Raw genomic sequence first — 19839 nt, 5'->3', positions numbered from 1 at the left:
AGATCCCATGCACAACGAGAAGAGCGGGCTGAGGACACGGCTGCTGGCCGATCGCCGGGCACTCAGCGGGGAACAGCGCACGGAGGCGGCGCACGCGCTGGCCGTGCACGCCGGGGGGCTGGCCGCGCCGGGGGCCACGGTCGCCGCGTACGTCTCGGTCGGCGCCGAGCCGGGGACGGGGCCGCTGCTGGACGGACTGCGGGCGCGGGGCGTGCGGGTGCTGCTGCCCGTCCTGCTGGCCGACAACGACCTGGACTGGGCGGTGTACGAGGGCGTGGACGCGCTGGCCCCGGCCGGGCGCGGGCTGCTGGAGCCGGTCGGGCCGCGGCTGGGGCCGGAGGCCGTCGTGGGGGCGTCGGTGGTGCTGCTGCCGGGGCTGGCGGTGGACCGGCGCGGGCTGCGGCTGGGCCGTGGCGGCGGCAGCTACGACCGCGTGCTGGCCCGGCTGGAGCGGGCCGGGGCGCGGCCGGTGCTGGCGGTGCTGCTGTACGAGCACGAGCTGCTGGCAGAGGTGCCGGCCGAGCCGCACGACCGTCCGGTGGACGTGGCGGTCACGCCGTCGGGGCGCCACCCGCTCGGGTGATCCCGGACCGCGCGGCGGGCCCGGAGACGGCGGTGGCCCCGCTCGCGTTCGAGCGGGGCCACCGGTGCTCCGGGCGTCAGCCGTTGGTCAGGACCAGTTTGTGCTTGGTCGCCTTCTCGACCGCGTCCGGCGTGTAGGCCCAGGTCAGCAGCTTGCCCTTGAGCCAGAGGTCGGTCTGGTCGTTGTAGTTCTCGTGGAAGGCGTGGCCGGAGGCGCCGCCGACGTTGACCCAGCGCGAGGAGTCGAAGTCGCTCAGGTCGACGACCATGCGCATCGACGGGATCCAGTCCACCTGGTAGCCGGCCGCCGCGTTCCAGCCCGCTGCGTCGACCGCCGCCGAGCTGCCGGAGAGGCGGTACGGGCCGCGGTTGAGCAGCTTGTGGACGACGCCGGAGGCGATCGACGAGTCGTCGGTGCCGAGGGTCTGCTCGCGCAGCGTCAGCTTGTGCAGGCGGCCCCAGCTCCAGCTGGAGACGTCCTTGCTGAGCAGCGAGGTCAGCTCCTGGCGGGCGTTCTTCATCGCCTCCTGGAGCAGGTTGTCCAGGCCCTTCTGCTCCTTGTGCTGCGAGTCGATGTACGTCCACCAGGTGCTGTCGGGCTTGCTCAGCTGCTGGCGCACGACCTCGGTCCAGCGGTCGCCGCCGTCGGGCTGGGCCTTGTCCGGGTCGCGGGTGCCGCACTCGGTGACGATCTTGCTGGAGCTGTCCGGCTTGGTCGGGTCGTCCTGCTGGCGGACCAGCAGGCAGTTGCCCTTGGCGCGGATGTCGGCCGGGAACTTCTGGCCGAACGCGAGGGTGAGCAGCTGGCGCCAGACCGCGTTGTAGTACGCGGCGGCGGCCGAGTCGGCGTCCTGGTGGTAGTTCCAGTCCTTCAGGAGGTCCTGGGCCTCGCGCACGTACGGGTCGTCGATCTGCTGCTTGAGCAGCAGCGGGACGAGGGTCTTGGCCATGACGCTGGTGTTGTCCAGCTGCAGGGTCTGCATGTCGTCCGGCGAGATCTTGCCGTTGTTCTTGAGCAGGCCGTCGATCTGGTCGGTGATCTCCTTGGCCCGGGTGCCGTACTCCCAGTCCTTGGTGAGGCCGTACTTGTACGTCGGGTCGACCACGGCCTGGTTGGCGGTGACGATGTAGCCGGCGGACGGGTTGAAGCTGTACGGCAGGGCCGCGAAGGGGATCGAGCCCTTCCACTGGTAGGCGGAATCCCAGCCCGGGGCCGGGAGCGTGCCGTCGCCCTTGCCGCGGACCGGGATGTCACCCGGGGCCTGGTAGCCGATGTTCTTCGCGTCGGCGTAGATCAGGTTCTGCGCGGGGACGGCGAAGTCCTTGGCGGCGTTGCGGAAGTCGTCCCAGTTCTTCGCCTTGTCCAGCTCGAAGACGGCGTCCATCGTCTTGCCGGGGTTCAGCGCCGTCCACTGCAGGGCGACGCCGTAGCCGCCGGTGCCGCGGTCGGGGGCGGCGCTGCCGTTCGGGGCGTACTTGCCGACGTTCTGCTGCTCGGTGCTCTGGTCGGAGATGAGCGGGGCGCCGGTCTGGGTGGTGCGGACGGTGATGGTGCGGTCCTCGCCGCCGGCGACCTTGATGGTCTCCTTGCGGAGGTCGAACTTCACGTCCTTGCCGTCCACCTGGTAGGTGTCCGGGCCGGTGACCTTCTCCAGGTACAGGTCGGTGACGTCGGCGCCCAGGTTGGTGAAGCCCCAGGCGACGTCCTTGTTGTGGCCGATCACCACGCCGGGCATGCCCGCGAAGGTGAAGCCGGTGACGTCGAACTGGCAGGTCGGCGAAACGGTGCGGCAGTGCAGGCCCGTCTGGTACCAGACCGAGGGCAGGCCGGGGCCGAGGTGCGGGTCGTTGGCCATCAGCGGCTGGCCGGTCGTGGTGTGCGAGCCGGCCACCACCCAGGAGTTGGAACCGATGCCCTGGCCCGGGCGGCCGAGCAGCTGCGGCATCGCGTCGACCCGGTCGGTGAGGCCCTGCAGGAGCGCCTTGGTGGTGGCCGCGCCCTGCGCGGTGGGGGCCGCGGGGTTGCCGGCGCCCGGCGCGGTGGAGCCGTCGGCCGGGCGGTAGGTGTCGCCCGAGACCGTGCCGGTCTTCACGATCGTGCCGTTGCGGGCGTACGGGTAGTCCGGGTACAGCTCGGCGATCTTGTCCGGGGTGAAGTCCTGGGACAGCAGCGAGCGGTCGATCTCCTCCTGGAGGTTCCCGGAGAGGTTCCAGGCCATCGCCTTGAGCCAGGCCACCGAGTCGACCGGGCTCCACTGCTCGGGCTTGTAGCCGCTGTTGACGGCGCCGAGCATCGCGTACTCCAGCGAGGCCTTCTCCCCGCCCGGGTGCTCGGCCAGCCAGGCGTTGACGCCGTCCGAGTACGCCTGGAGGTACTTCTTGGTCTCCGGCGAGAGCTTGGTGTCGAACTCCTTCTGCGCCACCTGGCGCCAGCCCATGGTGCGGATGAAGGAGTCGGTGTCGACCTGGGAGTCGCCGAACATCTCGGAGAGGCGGCCGGCGGTGATGTGCCGACGGACGTCCATCTCCCAGAAGCGGTCCTGCGCCTGGACGTAGCCCTGGGCGCGGTAGAGGTCCTCGGAGGTGTCGGCGTAGATCTGCGGGATGCCGTTGGCGTCGCGCTTGACGTCGACCGGCGCGCTCAGGCCCGCGATCTTCACGGTGCCGTCGACCGTCGGGAAGGACGCGCGGACCGCGGCGACCCCCCGGTAACCGCCGTAGCCGACGCCGGCCACCAGCAGCACGACCAGCACGATCACGATCAGACGGGCGCGCCGGAACTTCTTGGAGCGGGGCATCTGGGTCCTTGCGGTCCTCGACTTCGGGGCGGGCGGGCGTGTCCAGGGCCTGCGGCCGTGACAGGGCACCACATTAGGCCGAGTCCATGGGACGGCGTGCACGGGGACGGCCCGGAACGGGGCCTGTGTGAGGAGCCCAACTAAAGATATGGCAAAATGTTAGAATGAGTAACGATCCGCAAGAGGAGTATTGACGGCTTCTTAACGGGTCCGCGGCTCACCCCGGTACCACCAGCACTACCCGCATCACCTGCATCACCGAGAGACTCCAGCACCACCAGCACCACCGAGAGACACCAGCACCACCGAGAGACACCCCGCCCGCCCCCATGCCTGCACGAGGTGCCCCTGCGTGAACGTCGACCACCTGAACCAGCTGCTTCTCGAGTTCTCCGTGATCCTCCTGGTCGCGGTGGTCGCCGTGCGGATATCGACCCGATCAGGGCTACCCAGCCTCCTCATCTACCTCGGGATCGGCATCGCCCTCGGCCAGAACGGCATCGGCGTCACCTTCAACAACGCCGAGCTCACCCAGGTGATCGGCTACGCGGCCCTCGTGGTGATCCTCGCCGAGGGCGGCCTGAAGACCAGCTGGAGAGAGGTCAAGCCGGTGATGCCGGCGGCCACCGTGCTCGCCACCGTCGGCGTCGGGGTGAGCGTGTTCGTCACCGCCGCCGGCGCGCACTGGCTGGTCGGCCTGGACTGGCGCACCTCGATGCTGCTCGGCGCGATCGTCTCCTCCACCGACGCCGCGGCCGTCTTCTCCGTCCTGCGGATGGTCCCGCTGCCGCACCGGCTCACCGGCCTGCTGGAGGCCGAGTCCGGATTCAACGACGCGCCCGTCGTCATCCTGGTCGTCGCCTTCGCCACCACCGGCGAGCTGGACTCCTGGTACGTCCTGCTCGGCACGATCGCCGCCGAGCTCGCGATCGGCGCGGTGATCGGCCTCGCGGTCGGCAAGCTCGGCGCGTTCGGGATCAAGCACGTCGCCCTGCCGTCCTCCGGCCTCTACCCGATCGCCGTCATGGCGCTGACCGTGCTCGCCTACGCGGGCGGCGCGCTGCTGCACGGCTCCGGCTTCCTCGCCGTCTACATCAGCGCCGTGATCCTCGGCAACGCCAAGCTGCCGCACGGCCCGGCGGTGCGCGGCTTCGCGGACGGCCTGGCCTGGATCGGGCAGATCGGGATGTTCGTCCTGCTCGGCCTGCTGTGCACGCCCGAGACGATGGGCGACGCGGTGATCCCGGCGCTCGTCATCGGCGGGGTGCTGGTCTTCCTCGCGCGGCCGCTGTCGGTGGTGCTCACGCTGACGCCGTTCCGGGTGCCCGGCAAGGAGCAGGCCCTGCTGAGCTGGGCCGGGCTGCGCGGGGCGGTGCCCATCGTGCTCGCCACCATCCCGGTGGTCTCGGGCGCGCACAAGGCCGAGGACGTCTTCAACATCGTCTTCATCCTGGTCGTCGTCTTCACCCTGCTCCAGGGCCCGACCCTGCCCTGGGTGGCCAGGCAGCTGAAGATCGGCGAGGGCGCGATGGGCCAGGACCTCGACATCGAGTCCGCGCCGCTGGAGAAGCTGCACGGCCACCTGCTGTCCGTCGCGCTCTCCCCCGAGTCCCGGATGTCCGGCGTGGAGGTCGGCGAGCTGCGGCTGCCCAAGGGGGCGGCGGTCACCCTGGTCGTCCGGGAGGGGAGCTCCTTCGTGCCGGACCGGGCGACGGTGCTGCGCGGCGGCGACGAGCTGCTCGTCGTCACGACGGACGAGGTCGGCGAGGCGGCGGAGAAGCGGCTGCGGGCCGTGGACAAGGGCGGCAAGCTCGCGGGGTGGCTGTACGGGAAGTGAGCCGTACAGTAGTGGCGTACCGGGCCTTTCGGGGCCTGGAAGCCCGTTCCGGCTTGGATCCGTTGGGGCCTAGCGCTATCTACGCGCGTAACTGTATGGTGGAAGAACACCGCTTTTTGACCAACCCAGCATCTGCCTGATGCAGAGTTGGCGCGACCGCTCGGCGGCTGCGGCCCGGCTCTCGGCAACCACGCCGGAGCGGCCCGGTATCTACCCCGGTCGACGCACGAGAGGACGACTCTCGGCGCCGTCGGGGCCACCCCATGCCCTTGCCGCGCTACCAGGCAGCAGGAAGGACGACCGTGACGGCCCGCCGAACGGTCGACGACGCCACGAACACCCCCACCGCCCCGGACGCCGCACCCGCGCGCGTCGGGTACGGCGCGCTGCTGCGCACCCCGGGTGCCTGGACGTTCCTGGCACCCGCGTTCGTCGCGCGGCTGCCCTACGCCATGCTCGGCATGGGCATCCTGATGCTCGTCACGGGCACCGGCGGCTCGTGGGGCACGGCCGGCACCGTCACGGCGGTCGCCGCCGTCGCCCAGGCCCTGATCGGCCCGCAGACCGGCCGGCTCGCCGACCGGTACGGGCAGGCCACCGTCCTCGTCCCGACCGTCTTCGTGCACGCCGCCTCGGTCGCCGCGCTGATCGTCCTCGCGAACGGCCACGCGCCGGCCTGGAGCCTGTGCCTGGCCGCCGTCCCGGCCGGGGCCAGCGTGCCGCAGATCGGCGCGATGGTCCGCGCCCGCTGGGTGGCCAAGCTCGGTGCCGAGGGCGCCTCCGCCTCCTCCGCCGCCAAGGTCGGCACCGCGTTCGCGTTCGAGTCCGTCACGGACGAGCTCACCTTCGTCGTCGGCCCGATCCTGGCCGCCAAGATCGCCACCTCGGTCAGCCCCTCCGCGAGCCTGATCACGGAGGCCGCGCTCACCTTCGTCGGCGGCCTGGCCTTCGCCGCCCAGCGCCGCACCGCGCCGGCCCGGATCGTGCCGCGGCCCGGGGCGCAGCGCGTCTCCGCGCTCGCCTCGCCCGGCGTCCGGCTGCTGGCCGGCGCCATCCTCGGCGTCGGCGCCGTGTTCGGCGGCATGCAGGTCTCGGTCAACGCCTTCGCCGACTCGGTCGGGCAGCACGCCGCGGCCGGCACCGTGTACGGCATCTTCGCCGGCGGCTCGATGGTGGCCGGCGTGCTCTACGGCGTGATCGCCTGGCGGCGCGCGGTGCAGCAGCGCATGATCACCAGCTACACCCTGCTGGTGCTGGGCTGCTCGACGCTGTGGGCGATGCCCAACCTGGTCACCCTCTCGATCGCCGGACTGGTCTGCGGCCTCGCCATCGCGCCGACCCTGATCAGCGGCTACACCCTGGTCGAGACGCTGGTCGCGGACGGCGCCAAGACCGAGGCCTTCACCTGGCTGACCGGCGCCATCGGCCTCGGCCTGGCGGTCGGCTCGATGGTGGCCGGGGGGCTGATCGACAGCCACGGGCCGTCGGCCGGGTTCCTGGTGCCGGCCGTCGGCGCCGGGCTGGGCCTGGCCGCGCTGGTCTCGCTGCGGCACCTGCTGGCGCCGTCGGGCGGGGCGAGCACGGTGGTCGCCGGATCCGGCGCCGGCACCGTCCCGGCCGCCGCCGAGCCGCAGCTGGTGGGCGCCGCCAAGGGCTGACGGCGGCCCGACCGGGCCCATGTCACACCGGAGTCGCTGGACTCATCCAGCGGAATACCGCATCATTGACCATCGTTAGCACTCATCAGGCGCGAGTGCCAGGAGGAAGACAAGTGCCCACGTACCAGTACCAGTGCACCGAGTGCGGCAACGGCCTGGAGGCGGTGCAGAAGTTCACCGACGACGCGCTGACCACCTGCCCCGACTGCCAGGGGAAGCTGCGCAAGGTCTTCTCGGCCGTGGGCGTGGTCTTCAAGGGCTCGGGCTTCTACCGGACCGACAGCCGCTCCTCGTCGAGCAGCTCGGTGAGCTCCTCGTCGTCGGGCTCGTCGACGACGTCCTCGTCGTCCGGGTCGTCCTCGACCCCGGCGTCGTCCACCTCGGGCTCGTCCTCCCCGGCTCCGGCCGCCGGCTGACCCCAGCACGCACCGGAAGGCCCGCTGCCCCGCTCCACGCGGTGGCGGCGGGCCTTCCGCCGTTCTCGGGGCAGCTCCCTCATCGCCGGGCGCGTCAACGTTCACGGGCCCGGCCAGCTCGTACGGGTGTACGGAATCGTCCACAGGGCCGGGGTTTTCCACAGGCTGCGGATAACATCTTCCGGCTTTCGCGGCGGACGCTCATCGTGGGGTCACCAGAGACCGACCGACCCCGGAGGTGGTTCCCGATGAACGCCCTCAGCCACGCCGTCCCGCTGCCCGCACCCGCCGTTCCGCCCCGACGGGCCGTGCCGAGCTTCCGGCCGATCCGGCGCGGGGCCGGCGGACGGCACCGCTGGTGGCGCGCCGTCCGGCGGCGGGCCGGGGTGCCGGCGTTGGTGCTGCTCGCGGTGGCCGCGGCGCTCGCGTTCGGGCCCGCACGGGCCGGGCTGCCGCCGCCGTCCGGTGGCGCGCTGGGCCAGGCGGGTTGTCAATCCTGGGCTTCGGATGATCACCCGTAACCGGCCGACGACTTCGTCGTTCGAGGCGGCATGAAGGGCTTCAAGGAATTCCTGCTGCGTGGAAATGTCGTCGAGCTCGCCGTCGCCGTCGTCATCGGCGCGGCCTTCACCAACATCGTCAACGCCTTCGTCAAGGGCGTCATCAACCCGATCGTCGGTGTATTCGGGACGAAGGACCTCGCGTCCTACAGTTCCTGCCTCAAGGGGCCCTGCGAGGTGGCCCCCACCGGCGAGGTCGTGTCCGGGATCCTCATCCTCTGGGGCTCGGTGCTCAGCGCCGTGCTCCAGTTCCTGATCACCGCCGCCGTCGTCTACTTCGTCCTGATCATTCCCATGAACCGCATGGCCGCCCGGCGCAAGTCCCTCGCCGAGGAGGTGGCGGAGGCCGAGGCCAAGGAGGTCCAGCTGCTCACCGAGATCCGCGACGCACTGGTCGCCCCGCTGCGCTGAGCGCGGCCCGTCCCGTCCCGTCCTGCCCTCGTCCCTCGTTCCTCGTCCCGCTCAGTCGCCGTGGTGCGGCGGGCGCTGGCTCAGGTACCAGTCCAGCCCCCGCCCGCTCCCGGCCCCGGGGCGGTCGCCCCAGCCGGAGTCGGTGTCGTCCCGGGAGTGCCGGTCCAGCGGGTCCCCGAAGACGAGGCGCGCCTTCGCCCGCGCCTGCTCCTTCGCCTCGCGCTCCCGCGCGGCCTGCTCCGGCTGATCCGGCGCCTCCTGCTCCTGCGCCCGGCCACCTGCCTGGCCCTGTCCCTGCTCGCTCACCCTGTTCACCCCGCTGCTCGACCCGGTCGTCCTGCCCCTCCAGCCTAAGAGCCCGAGACGGACCGCGGGCCCGGGTGCGGAGCGCTCCGCACCCGGGCCCGGTCCAGGGCTCGGTCCCCGCTCCCCGATCCCCTCACGTCCCTTTCCCCGTACGCCCTAACTCCCCTTACGCCTTACGCCTTACGCCGCCTCGAAGCCGGCGTGGTCGGCGATCTTCTTCAGCTCGGCCAGCGCGTGCTTCTCGATCTGCCGGATCCGCTCCCGGGTGAGGCCGTGCTGCTTGCCCACCTCGGTGAGGGTGCGCTCGCGGCCGTCCTCCATCCCGTAGCGGGAGCGGATGATCGAGGCCGTGCGGTCGTCCAGCCGTCCGATCAGGTCGTCCAGCTCCTCGCGGCGGAGCATGACCATCACGGCGTCCTCGGGGGACGTCGCCCCGGTGTCCTCGACCAGGTCGCCGAACTGGGTCTCGCCCTCGTCGTCGACCGACATGTTCAGGCTGACCGGGTCGCGCGCCCAGTCCAGCACGTCCTTGATCCGGGCCTCGGTGGTGTCCAGCTCGGCCGCGATCTCGGCCGGCTCGGCCTCGCGGCCCAGCTCCTTGGACTTCTCGCGCTGCACCCGCCGGATCCGCCCCAGCTCCTCGACCAGGTGCACGGGCAGCCGGATGGTGCGGGACTGGTCGGCGATCGAGCGGGTGATCGCCTGCCGGATCCACCAGGTCGCGTAGGTGGAGAACTTGAAACCCTTGGCGTAGTCGAACTTCTCGACGGCCCGCACGAGGCCCGCGTTGCCCTCCTGGATGAGGTCCAGCAGCGGGAGGCCGCTGCGCGGGTACCGGCGGGCGACCGCCACCACGAGCCGGAGGTTGGAACGGATGAAGACGTCCTTGGCGCGCTCGGCGTCGTCGGCTATCGCCTCCAGCTCCTCACGCGTGGCGCCCTCGGGGAGCCCGCCCTCCTCCAGCAGGTGCTGGGCGTACACACCGGCCTCGATCCGCAGCGAGAGCTCGACCTCCTCGGCGGCATCGAGCAGGGGCGTCCTGGCGATCTCGTCGAGGTACATGCCGACCAGGTCACGGTCGGCCTCAAGGTTGGTCGGGCGGGCCGCGCGAGTCCGGTCGGCCCTGTCGCGAACGACGGCACGGGTGGCCATGCTTGCTCCCTTTGCTGGTGTTGCCGAGGAATGCCTGCCTGCCCCGAGAGGGCAAGAATGCGGGCCCCGGGGGGCTCACACGTAACGATCCAACGAACAGATTCCGGACAACATTCCCAAGTTACTCAGATTCTTCCCCGCGATGCAGTATCCTGCCGGTTTTCACCCCGGTTCTGAACGCAGGGTGACCGGCCGGGCGCGTCGGGTGCGCGCGACGCGACCATTTCGGAGCGGATATCCGGAGAACCCCCCGGGCGCCCCGCTCGTTCCCGCACGCCCCACTCTCCACCCGCTCCCGCACCCCTGCGCACGCAGATCCTCCGCACAAAAGATGCGGAATCGCTATCACCTGGGCGCCCGATCAGCACAGGACGCTGGGAAGGTGTCAGGCATGCACCTGACCAACAGCGCGACTGCCGCCACTGTGCGTCACCGCCGGGCCCTTCGGGGCACGGCGCTGGCGGTGGGCTGCGCCCTGCTGTTCGGCCTGCTGGCCGTCCTGGTGACCCGCCACTGGCAACCCCTCTACCGGTTCGACCACGGCTGGATCGCGGAGACGCACTCCTACGCCCGTGGGCACCGGGCCTGGACGGCCGCGGTGCAGACCCTCTCCGACATCGGCGGCACGGTCACGATGCGTGTCCTGCTGGCCATCGCGGCCTGCTGGCTCTGGCTGATCGGCGCCCGGGTGCTCGCCGGGTGGGCCGTCGCGCAGGCCCTGGTCGGGTGGGGCGCCCAGTGGGCGCTGAAGCTCGCCTTCGGCCGCCAGCGGCCGTCCTTCACCGACCCGGTCTCGCACGCGGGCGGGCCGGCCTTCCCCTCCGGGCACGCGATGGCCTCCGCGATCACCTGCGCGGTGCTGGTCGGGCTGTTCTGGCCCCGGGCCGGACGCTCCGGGCGGATCGCCGCCTGCGCGGTGGCGACCGCGGCCGTACTGACCGTCGGCTGGACCAGGATCGCGCTCGGCGTGCACTGGCCGAGCGACGTGCTGGCCGGCTGGCTGGCGGCCGGCTTCGTACTGGGCGCCGTCACCGCGGCGGTCGAGCTCTGGCGCCCGGGCGCCCTGGCCCGCGACATCCGGCGGGTCAACTGGCGGACCAGGCCCAGGGTTCAGCGTGTCATCGCGCCCTCCTTCCGGCCCGCCCGCGGCGACCGTCCGGCCGACGGCGCCGACCACCCCGACGGGGCCGCCCTCTGACCGCCGTCCAGGGCCACGGCACTAGCGTGGCGGGCATGTCCCGTATCCAGGAAGCCCCCCACGAGTCCGCCGCCCACGCCCGTTACCCCGAGCGTCCGTTGCGGATCGCCACCGTCCAGGACCAGGCCGTCGCGGGCGACATCCCCGCCAACGCGGCCACCGCCGCCGGGCTCATCCGCGAGGCCGCCGCGGCCGGCGCCCGGCTGGTGCTGTTCGCGGAGAAGTTCCTCGCCGGCTACGAGCCCGGGCTGATCAGCGCCGATCCGCTCAAGTGCGCCGTCCAGCCCGGCGATCCGCGTCTCGCGCCGATCGCCGAGGCCTGCCGCGAGACCGGCACCGCCGCCGTGGTCGGCGCCGCCGCCCAGGACGGGCTGGACCTGCTCGTCTCCGCCTTCGTGTTCGGCCCGGACGGCACGGTCGTCACCCGCTACGACAAGCAGCACCTCTTCAAGACCGAGCAGTCCTACTACCGCCCGGGGACGGTCGGTTGCAGCCTGGAGCTCGACGGCTGGCGGCTCGGTCTCGGCATCTGCTACGACTCCGGCTTCCCCGAGCACGCCCGCTCCGCCGCGCTGGACGGCTGCCACGCCTACCTGGTCGGCGCCCTGTTCAGCACGGGGCACGGCCACCACGAGTCCCGCACCTGGTTCCCGGCCCGCACGCTCGACAACACCCTCTACACGGTGCTCGCCAACCACATCGGCGTCACCGGCGGCTGGCACACCTGCGGCGGCAGCGCGGTCTGGGGCCCGGACGGCCGCCTGATCGCCGAGGCCGGCGAGGACCGCCGCGAGATCGTCCTCGCCGACCTCGACCCCGCCGTCCTGCGCGGCGCCCGGGAGGCCGAGACCCTGCTCGCCGACCTGGCCGCCCACCCCACGCCCGCCGCCCGCGCCGGGCACGTCCTCGCCTGATCCCGCCTCAGCCGCGGGAGCCGCACGAGCGGCCCGGGAACGCCGAGAGGCCCCCGACCACACGGGTCGGGGGCCTCTCGCTGCTACGTGCCCCAGGCAGGATTCGAACCTGCGACACCGGCTTTAGGAGAGCCGTGCTCTATCCCCTGAGCTACTGAGGCGGGCCGTGTGGTCACAAGGCCGTCCACAGCGTACCGGATCAGGGGTGGGGGCGGTGGCGGTGGCGGATGGTACGGGCGCCGACGGGGTGTCAGGGTGGGGCAAGTAGCCTTCAAGGAACGTGTTCGAAGTTCGGCTTTCCGATCGAAGGTCCAGATGCGCCCTGCTGTGCACCCCCTCGGCCGACTCCTGCGGTCCGTGTGGCTGTGGCCGGCGGTGGTGATGCTCGGCCTGGGGCTGTTCCGGCTGGGGACGCCGGTGCTGTGGCGGGACGAGGTCGCGACGTGGACGGTGGCGACCCGCTCCCTGCCGGACCTGCTGCGCCTGCTCCAGCACGTGGACGCCAGCAACGGCGCGTACTACCTGCTCATGCACGCCTGGACGGCGGTGTTCGGGGACTCGGCGGTCTCGCTGCGGCTGCCGTCGGTGCTGGCGATGGCCGGGGCGGCGGCGTTCGTGGGGCTCGCCGCCGAGCGGCTGTTCGGCGGGCGGGTGACGGCGGTCGGGTCGGGGCTGCTGTTCTGCGCGGTGCCGCAGGTGTCGCGGTTCGCCCAGGAGGCGCGCGCCTACGCGTTGGTGACCTGCGCGATCGCGGCGGCGACCTGGTTCCTGCTGCGGGCGCTGGAGCGGCCCGGGTGGCGGCGGTGGGCGCCGTACTGCGTGGCGATGGCGGTGGCGGGGGTCCTGCACCTGGTCTCGTTCAGCACGGTGGCCGGGCAGGCCGCCGTGGTGCTGCTGCACCTGTGGCGCACCCGCGGGACGGCGGACCGGCGGCTGCTGTGGCAGTACCCGGCGGCGGTGCTGGTGGCGGCGCTGCCGCTGGTGCCGGTGGTGGTGCTGGGCGCCCGGCAGTCGGAGCGGCAGCTGGGCTGGATAGGGACGCCCACGCTGGACGCGCTGTGGCACTTCGGGGAGACCCTGGCCGGGGCGCCGGACGTGTTCATCGCCGTCGTCCTGCTGGCCGTCCCGGCCGTGGTGCTGCCGGGCCGGCGGGTGCAGGCGCTGCAGGCGCTGCTGCTGGCGGTGGTGCCGGTGGTGGGCGTCTGGCTGGTGTCGCAGGGCGGCACGTCGTACTTCGTCGACCGGTACCTGCTGTTCACCGTGCCCGCCTGGGCGGCGCTCGGCGGGGGCGGCGTCGCCGCGGTCTACAAGGCGCTGACGGGCCTCGCCCGGCGTGGCCCGCGGCGCAAGCGGCTGCGCGTGGCCGGGATGGCGCTGGCGCTGGCGCTGCTCGCGGTGCCCTCCTGGGCGGCGCTGCCGCGGCAGGCCACGGTGCGGTACGAGTCGGCGCACGCGCACGAGCCGTTCCGCGCGGCCGCCGGGCTGATCGCCGCCGGCTACCGGCCCGGGGACGGGCTCGCCGTCCCGCTGGGCGACCAGAGCTGGGCGATGATCGGCCCCGGCGTCGCCTACTACCTGCCGGCGGACGTCCGCCCGTACCCGGTGTTCGTCGCGCAGGGCGCGGTCGAGGCGGCGGAGCTGTCGCCGACGGCGTGCGCCGTCCCGGCCGACTGCCTGGGGCGGGCCGACCGGATCTGGCTGGTCGTCCTCGGGCAGACCACGGACCCGCTCGCCGCGATGCTGCCGGACGACGCCCAGGCGCTGCGGGCCCGCTACGGCGCCCCCACCCGGGTGACGCCGCTGGACGGCGCCACCCTGGCGCTGCTCGACCGCCGGGGCTGATCCGCGCCGACCCCGGATGCGGCCCGACCGGGCCCGGGCGACCATGGAGCCTCGTGACCGAGGAGGGCGCCCGTGACCGACCGGCCGAGCGGCCCGCCCGACGACGGCGGCCACCGCGGTGGACGGACGGCCCGGCTCAGGGAGCGCGGCGCCGGGGCGGCCCGGTACGCGCGCGGCCTGCCCGACCGGGTGCCGCTGGTCGGCCGGGCGGTCCACCAGCTGGTCCGGGTGAACCTGCTGGACTGCGCCACCCGGCTCGCCGCACAGGCGTTCCTGAGCGCGCTGCCGGCGCTGTTCGTGGTGGCGGTGTTCACCCCGGTGTCCTTCCGCGATCACGTGCTGCGCGCACTGCGCAGCGAGCTGGGGATCCGCGGGGCGGCGGAGCAGTCGGTCGACCAGCTGCTGGCGAACGGGACGGGCGAGGCCGGCTTCGGCGTGCTCGGCGCACTGTTCACGCTGCTGTCGGCGACGGCGCTGAGCCGGGCGATCCAGCGGGTGTGCGAGCGCTGCTGGGAGCTGTCGCGGGCGGCGACCAGGCTGGCCGCCTGGCGCTGGCTGGTCTGGCTGCTGGTGTGGCTGGCCGCCCTGGTCTTCCAGGTGGCGCTGTGGGACGGCTTCGGGGCCGGCCGCTGGCTCGGGCTGCCGCTGACCTTCCTGGCCTCGACGGCGCTGTGGTGGTGGACGCAGTACCTGCTGCTGGGCGGCCGGGTGCGCTGGCCGCCGCTGCTGCCGGGCGCGCTGCTGTGCGGGGTGGCGGTGGTCGGCCTCCGCGTGGCCGGCCACGTCTACCTGCCGCGCGCGATGGCGCACAGCGTGGCGCGGTTCGGGACGTACGGGGTGGTGTTCACCGGCCTGTCCTGGCTGATCGCGAGCTTCACCGCGTACACGCTGGCGCTGGCGCTCGGGCGGGTACTGGCCGAGGAGGAACCCCTCGCGCGCCGGCTCGGGCCCGGAACGGGTTGAGGGCCCGGACGCGGTGAAGGCCCGGACGCGGTGAAGGGGGAGCCGGTGGGCCCGGCTCCCCCTTCACCTTCGTGTCCTACGGCGTGGACTCAGAGCATCCGGGTCAGCCGGGACTGGATGGACGGCGGGTTGAGGTCCGCCTGGAGGGCCACCCGCACCTCGCTCTTGCTGTCGCCGTCACCGACGCGCAGCGTGCCGATCTCGGTGCCGGCCGCGGCGTGGTGGTCGACCTTGCCGGCGTCCAGGGTCACGGTGCCGCCGATGCCGGGGAAGCCGGCCACGACGAGGTCCTTGGTCGCGACGACCGCGACCTTGCCGCCGAGCCCGTTGTCGACGTAGCCGACGACGTCGCCCTTCTTGACCACGGTCTGGCCGGTCACGCCGTTCTGCGCGGCCTGGATCTGCTTGCCGCTGACCTTCAGCACGGTCGGCAGGATGCCGTCACCGGGGTTGGGCGAGGTGGCCTGCTGGCCGAGGGTGACGCCGAGGATCAGCCGCTTCACGCCGCCGACCTCCTTGTAGGCGGCCCACATCAGGCAGCCGCCGGCCGGGGTGCTGGAGCCGGTCTTGACGCCGATGACGCCGGTCTTGGGGTTGATCAGGTTGTTGGTGTTGGGGATCTTCTGGTTGTTGAAGGTGGTGTCCGGGGTGGACACGATCTGCCGGAAGATCTCGTCCTGCATGACCTGCTCGGCCAGCTTCAGCTGGTCCTTCGCGGTGCTCTTGGTGTCCGCGTTGTAGCCCGCCGGGTCGGCGTAGGTGGTGTTGGTCATTCCGAACTTGGCCGCGGTCTCGTTCATCAGCTTGACGAACTCCGCCTCGGAGCCGGAGTGGAAACGGGCGAGCAGCCGGGCCACGTTGTTGGCCGAGGGCAGCATCAGCAGCTCCAGGGCCTGGTACTCGGTCAGCACCTGGTTCTCGGTGAGCGTCACCTTCGACTCGTCGACGTTGCCGGACTCCTGCGCGGCCTGCTTGTCGACGACGATCTTGGGGCCGCTCTCCCCCTTCTTCAGGGGGAACTTCTGCAGGATCAGGTAGGCGTTCATCACCTTGGTGACGCTCGCGATCGAGGCCGGCGTCTCCGGGCCGGAGCTGCCGAGGCTGCCGACGCCGACCACCTCGGCCGCGGACTGGCCCTTGGCCGGCCACGCGAGGTCGAGCGGGTCGCCCGGGAAGCTGTAGCTGCCGGCGGCGGACATCCGCACCTTCGCGTCCGGCAGCGGGCGCAGCAGCTGGGCCACGACCGCCGCGCCGAGCACCACGGCGAGGAAGACCGTCCAGATGGTGATCCGCTTGAGCGCGCGCCGCAGCGGGGAGACCGGGCGGGCGTTGAGGGCCGCCAGGACCTCCATCGCCTCGGCGGTGTTCTCCGGCGAGGGCAGCGGCTCGGGGACGGGCAGCGGCTCGGGCTTCGGCAGCGGCGGGACGGGCGGCACCGGCCGCGGGTCCGGCGCGGGCAGCGGCTCGGGCGCCGGGGCCGGGCCGGGCTCCGGGGCGGGGGCCGGCTTCGGCAGCGGCTCCGGGCCGGGCTGCGGCTCGGGCTCGGGCAGGGGGCCGGGGGCGGGCGGCTCGGGGACCGTGCCGGCGGCGGGGGCGGCCTTGAGCGGGGTGAGGCGCGGCTTCTCCAGCTTCTCGGACTTCACCCGGCCCGGGGCCTTCTCGGCGGGGCCGGACTCGTCGGCGTCCCCGGACTTACCGGACTTCTCGGCGTCCTCGGACTTCTCGGCGGGCTCCGGCTTCTCCGCAGAAGCAGCGGAAGCCGGCTTCTCCGGCTTGCTCAGCCGCACCGCCACGACCGGAGCGTCCGCCTCGGCGGCGTCCTCGACGGCCTCCTCCGCGTCGCCCTCTTCCATTTCTTCCACCGGAGCGTCGCCCTCGGGCGTGTCGTCCTCGGCCGTCGGCTCGGCGTCCTCCCCCGGCGCGTCGCCGTCGGCGGTGGCTTCGTCCGCCTCGCCCGCCTCGTCCGCCGGCTGCGCGACGGTCGTCCGCATGCCGAGACGCGGGTCGGCGCCCGCCGGCTTGCCGGACGGCTTCGCGTCCTCCTCCGGGGTGGCATCCGACACCTCGTCCGGTGCCTCGGGGGCATCGGCCTCGGAACTCCCGGCGCCGGACGGCTTCACGAGCTCGTCGGGCAGCCGCAGCGCGGTGGTGCGGTTGTCCACCGGCAGCCGCAGCATCGTGGTCTTGCTGTCCACATCCCGGACACGGAGCTGCACGGTCGAACCGCCCTTGCCCCCCGCCTTCGGCGCGTCGCCGGAAGCGGAGGCGGCAGCGGAGGCGGGAACCGGGGCCGAGGTGTCGGCCGGAGTGTCGGCGGAGGCGCCGTCAGCGGCCGTTCCGACGGCGGTCGATCCGGTCCGTTCGCGCTCCCGGTCCTGCCCGCTCCCGCCGTCCCGCAGCACCCTGTCGGGGGACTCGCCCACGTAACCCAGCCTCCTCAACGCCCGGCGGGGCACCGGCAGACCCGATTTCGGGAAGCCGACGCCCCGCCCCGTGTACCTGTACAGTCTCCGCCACCGACCGGCGACCGGCCGCGCACACCCCGCCCGACCGGCCCTTATTGCCGTCACACGGCGGTATCGCGGTTCGCTCATCGAACAGACGCCCGGCCCGCACCCCCTGGTTCCAGGCCTTCACCGCAAGGTCACGATTCGGAGGCGTACTCGACAAGCCCGTGTGAGAGGCGTCACCCTGTCTCTCATCCACGCGGGGAGGCTTGGATGGGCAAGAGCCGCAGAACTGTTCCCGAGGAACTCTTGCTGCTCGCTTTGGACCCGACCACGGGTACCACGGCGCAGCCGCAGACCCTCGACCTCGGACTCGCCGGGGCGCAGCTCGTCGAGCTGTCCCTGGCCGGACGGATCGTACCGGAGGGAGACCGGATCGCCGTCGTGCTCGCACGGCCGACCGGCGACCCGACCCTGGACCACGCACTGGAACTGCTGCGACGGCGCGGCAGTCCGGTCCGCGCGGCGCACTGGATCGGCGGGCCCCGGCTGGGGCTGCGCCAGACCTACCTGGCGCACCTGGAGCGCTGCGGCATGGTGACCGCCGTGCCGGGCCAGGTGTGCGGGGTGCTGCCGACGACGCGCTACCAGGCGTCCGACGACTGCACCAACGCCGCGATCAAGCAGCGGCTGGACACCGCGATCCGCACCGGTGTGCCACCGGACCCCCGGACGGCCGCGCTCGCCGCGCTGGCCCACTCCGTGGGGCTGGGCAAGCACCTGTACCCGGGCAACGAGGGCCGGTCCTCGCGGTCGCGGCTGCGCGACCTGATCCGGTACGACCCGCTCGGCGGGATGGTCGCGCACGCCGTGATGGACGTGCAGAACGGCCTGCCGGCACAGCAGAACCGCTCGGACCAGGGTTCGTCCGCGACGGGCACGAGCCGGTCCGCCGGCTCCTCCGGCGCCCGCGCGGCGGGCCGGGGCACCGGCGGCCGGGTGGCCGCCTCCCGGGTCGGCGTCCGCTGACGCCCGGTCCGGGGTCCGGGGGCGCACCCGGGCACGCCGGGCGGATCGTCCGGCGAGACGTCCGGCGAGACGTCCGGCGTGAGGTCCGGCTTCACACCCGGCAGCGCGCGCCGCGGCGTTCGCGCCGTCCGTGAGCGCTGAACGACCCGACGCACCACCAGCGGTACCCGCACCACCAGCAGTACCAGGAGCGAGGAGGGGCGGTCGCCCGCGACGGAAGTCGCCCGGCGACCGCCCCTCTGCCGTCCCCGAGGGGCCCCCGGGTCGCCCGGGGACGTCCGGCGGAGCCTGCCGCAGCATGTGCCACCAGCACGTGCACCGCCGGGAGCCCACACGAATCAGCGCCGGTAGCAGTACCGGTTCGAGCCGCTGAGCCGCATTACCACCTGGGGGGCTTCGCTGTCTCACAGAAGCGCTTTTCCGATGATCAGTTCTATTGCGCTGCTGTGAATCCCCGGCGCCGACCTGGCCCAAGGTGTCATGCTGCTCCGAGTCAGGGGGGTTGGTCCCAATGTCCGAAGTGTTCCGAGGACTGCCGTTCCAACGATCACCAGAGGTCCGGCCGGAGGTCGACGTGTCCGCCAACATCAATCCCACCGTGCGCCGACGGCGCCTGGGCTCCGAGCTGCGCAAGCTCCGCGAGGGCCTCGGGATGACCGCGGAGGAGGTGGCCGGCCGGCTGATGGTCTCCCAGTCGAAGATCAGCCGACTGGAGAACGGCCGCCGCAGCATCAGCCAGCGGGACGTCCGCGACCTCTGCGACGTGTACAACGTGTCCGACGAACAGATGCGCAACAGCCTCATGGAGATGGCCAAGGAGTCCCGCCAGCGCGGCTGGTGGCACGACTTCAACGACATGCCGACGCCGTACAGCGTCTACATCGGCCTGGAGGCCGAGGCCTCCTCGATCCGCGCCTACGAGTCCTCCTTCGTCCCCGGACTGCTGCAGACCGAACAGTACGCCCAGGCCGTCGTCGAGGGCACCCAGCCGGACACCGACGCGCTCGCCGTCCAGCGCCGGGTGCAGGTGCGGATGAAGCGCCAGGACCGCGTCCACGGCGAGCACCAGCTGGGCAGCCTGTGGACCGTCATAGACGAGGCGGTGCTGCGCCGCGAGGTCGGCAGCCGCGAGGTGATGGCCCACCAGCTCAAGCACATGCTGGAGCTGAGCCAGCGGCCGAACATCACGATCCAGGTGATCCCGTTCGCCGCCGGTGCCCACCCCGGTATGACCGGGACATTCTCCCTGCTGGAGTTCCCCGAGTCAGCCGATTCCACGGTTGTCTACTTCGAAGGGGTGACGAGCGATCTTTACCTGGAGAAGGAGGCCGACGTGCGCCGCTATACCAGTCTCTACGACCACCTGAGGGCGGCGGCGCTCGGTGTGGCGGAAAGCCGGACACTGATAGCAGAGATTGAAGAGGGATTCCACCCATGAGCACCACCATCGAGAGCGGCGCACCCTGGCGGAAGAGCAGTCACAGCGGTGGCAACGGCGCCTGTGTGGAGATCGCCACGCCGGCCGCGGGGGCCGTCGCCGTCCGGGACTCCAAGGACCCGCACGGCCCACAACTGCGCTTCTCCGCCGAGGCCTGGAACGCGTTCGCCGCCGCCGCCGGAGCGGGGGCGTTCGGCCCGGGCGAATTCGGCGCAGGGCAGTTCGGCGCAGGGCAGTTCGGCGCAGGGCAGTTCGGCGCAGCCTGAACCCGGGCCGCTCTCGGCCCAG

Annotated in this window: 17 protein-coding genes and 1 tRNA gene; 13 read left to right on the top strand and 5 right to left on the bottom strand. The window is 72.6% G+C overall.

The features are described from left to right. The first annotated feature begins 7 nt into the window (after window positions 1–7). A complete protein-coding gene (locus ACFVSN_RS32400; protein WP_387957170.1) occupies window positions 8–583 on the top strand; it encodes a 5-formyltetrahydrofolate cyclo-ligase in 576 nt (191 codons plus the stop codon). Between the two features lie 76 nt (window positions 584–659). On the opposite strand, the gene ACFVSN_RS32395 is transcribed toward ACFVSN_RS32400, so the two are convergent. Continuing rightward, window positions 660–3380 (bottom strand): penicillin acylase family protein, encoded by a 2721-nt coding sequence (locus ACFVSN_RS32395; RefSeq protein WP_380501680.1) that lies wholly within the window; start codon window positions 3378–3380, stop codon window positions 660–662. 352 nt (window positions 3381–3732) lie between these two features. On the opposite strand from ACFVSN_RS32395, the gene ACFVSN_RS32390 reads away from it, so the two are divergent. The 5 genes from ACFVSN_RS32390 to mscL all read left to right on the top strand — a co-directional run bounded on the left by ACFVSN_RS32390 (window position 3733) and on the right by mscL (window position 8262). Next, window positions 3733–5217, top strand: a complete 1485-nt coding sequence (locus tag ACFVSN_RS32390) for a potassium/proton antiporter (RefSeq protein ID WP_387957168.1) — start codon at window positions 3733–3735, stop codon at window positions 5215–5217. 302 nt (window positions 5218–5519) lie between these two features. Further along, window positions 5520–6875, top strand: a complete 1356-nt coding sequence (locus ACFVSN_RS32385; protein WP_387957165.1) for an MFS transporter — start codon at window positions 5520–5522, stop codon at window positions 6873–6875. Window positions 6876–6988: 113 nt separating this feature from the next. Further along, window positions 6989–7291 carry an FmdB family zinc ribbon protein gene (locus tag ACFVSN_RS32380; RefSeq protein ID WP_380443815.1) on the top strand — a complete coding sequence of 101 codons (303 nt, stop codon included), beginning with the start codon at window positions 6989–6991 and terminating at the stop codon, window positions 7289–7291. Between the two features lie 248 nt (window positions 7292–7539). Further along, complete coding sequence (locus ACFVSN_RS32375) at window positions 7540–7812, top strand: hypothetical protein (protein ID WP_387957163.1); 273 nt, start codon at window positions 7540–7542, stop codon at window positions 7810–7812. A 30-nt stretch (window positions 7813–7842) separates the two neighbouring features. Next, window positions 7843–8262, top strand: a complete 420-nt coding sequence (mscL, locus tag ACFVSN_RS32370; RefSeq protein ID WP_380497980.1) for a large conductance mechanosensitive channel protein MscL — start codon at window positions 7843–7845, stop codon at window positions 8260–8262. 51 nt (window positions 8263–8313) lie between these two features. Here mscL and ACFVSN_RS32365 read toward each other — a convergent pair whose 3' ends face one another. Beyond that, the gene (locus ACFVSN_RS32365; protein ID WP_387957161.1) at window positions 8314–8568 is read right to left on the bottom strand and encodes a hypothetical protein; all 255 of its coding nucleotides are present in this window, start codon (window positions 8566–8568) and stop codon (window positions 8314–8316) included. Between the two features lie 180 nt (window positions 8569–8748). After that, complete coding sequence (locus ACFVSN_RS32360; protein ID WP_380443808.1) at window positions 8749–9720, bottom strand: sigma-70 family RNA polymerase sigma factor; 972 nt, start codon at window positions 9718–9720, stop codon at window positions 8749–8751. Window positions 9721–10111: 391 nt separating this feature from the next. On the opposite strand from ACFVSN_RS32360, the gene ACFVSN_RS32355 reads away from it, so the two are divergent. After that, window positions 10112–10918, top strand: coding sequence for a phosphatase PAP2 family protein (locus ACFVSN_RS32355; protein ID WP_387957159.1), 807 nt, complete (start codon window positions 10112–10114; stop codon window positions 10916–10918). Window positions 10919–10953: 35 nt separating this feature from the next. Beyond that, on the top strand, window positions 10954–11832 hold the full coding sequence (locus tag ACFVSN_RS32350; RefSeq protein WP_387957157.1) for a carbon-nitrogen hydrolase family protein: 879 nt from the start codon (window positions 10954–10956) through the stop codon (window positions 11830–11832). A gap of 88 nt (window positions 11833–11920) precedes the next feature. On the opposite strand, the gene ACFVSN_RS32345 is transcribed toward ACFVSN_RS32350, so the two are convergent. Continuing rightward, window positions 11921–11993: transfer RNA gene (locus tag ACFVSN_RS32345), tRNA-Arg, on the bottom strand. 154 nt (window positions 11994–12147) lie between these two features. On the opposite strand from ACFVSN_RS32345, the gene ACFVSN_RS32340 reads away from it, so the two are divergent. Continuing rightward, window positions 12148–13674: a glycosyltransferase family 39 protein gene (locus ACFVSN_RS32340; protein ID WP_380501692.1), complete on the top strand. Its 1527-nt coding sequence runs from the start codon at window positions 12148–12150 to the stop codon at window positions 13672–13674. A gap of 72 nt (window positions 13675–13746) precedes the next feature. Next, window positions 13747–14637 carry a YhjD/YihY/BrkB family envelope integrity protein gene (locus ACFVSN_RS32335; RefSeq protein WP_387957155.1) on the top strand — a complete coding sequence of 297 codons (891 nt, stop codon included), beginning with the start codon at window positions 13747–13749 and terminating at the stop codon, window positions 14635–14637. Window positions 14638–14726: 89 nt separating this feature from the next. On the opposite strand, the gene ACFVSN_RS32330 is transcribed toward ACFVSN_RS32335, so the two are convergent. Beyond that, window positions 14727–17060: a hypothetical protein gene (locus ACFVSN_RS32330; RefSeq protein ID WP_387957153.1), complete on the bottom strand. Its 2334-nt coding sequence runs from the start codon at window positions 17058–17060 to the stop codon at window positions 14727–14729. A gap of 297 nt (window positions 17061–17357) precedes the next feature. Here ACFVSN_RS32330 and ACFVSN_RS32325 point away from each other — a divergent pair, with 297 nt between their 5' ends. The 3 genes from ACFVSN_RS32325 to ACFVSN_RS32315 all read left to right on the top strand — a co-directional run bounded on the left by ACFVSN_RS32325 (window position 17358) and on the right by ACFVSN_RS32315 (window position 19817). Then, entirely contained in the window at window positions 17358–18113 is a 756-nt protein-coding gene (locus tag ACFVSN_RS32325; protein ID WP_387957151.1) for a GPP34 family phosphoprotein, read from the top strand. A gap of 574 nt (window positions 18114–18687) precedes the next feature. Then, the gene (locus tag ACFVSN_RS32320) at window positions 18688–19551 is read left to right on the top strand and encodes a helix-turn-helix domain-containing protein (RefSeq protein ID WP_380443794.1); all 864 of its coding nucleotides are present in this window, start codon (window positions 18688–18690) and stop codon (window positions 19549–19551) included. After that, window positions 19548–19817 carry a DUF397 domain-containing protein gene (locus ACFVSN_RS32315; RefSeq protein WP_387957149.1) on the top strand — a complete coding sequence of 90 codons (270 nt, stop codon included), beginning with the start codon at window positions 19548–19550 and terminating at the stop codon, window positions 19815–19817. The genes ACFVSN_RS32320 and ACFVSN_RS32315 overlap by 4 nt, the downstream gene beginning before the upstream one ends. Window positions 19818–19839: the final 22 nt, after the last annotated feature.

Source organism: Kitasatospora sp. NPDC057904, from assembly GCF_042887925.1.
GTDB lineage: Bacteria > Actinomycetota > Actinomycetes > Streptomycetales > Streptomycetaceae > Kitasatospora.
The sequence above is the reverse complement of the archived record's forward strand: the minus strand, read 5'-3'. Positions and strand labels throughout refer to the sequence as shown.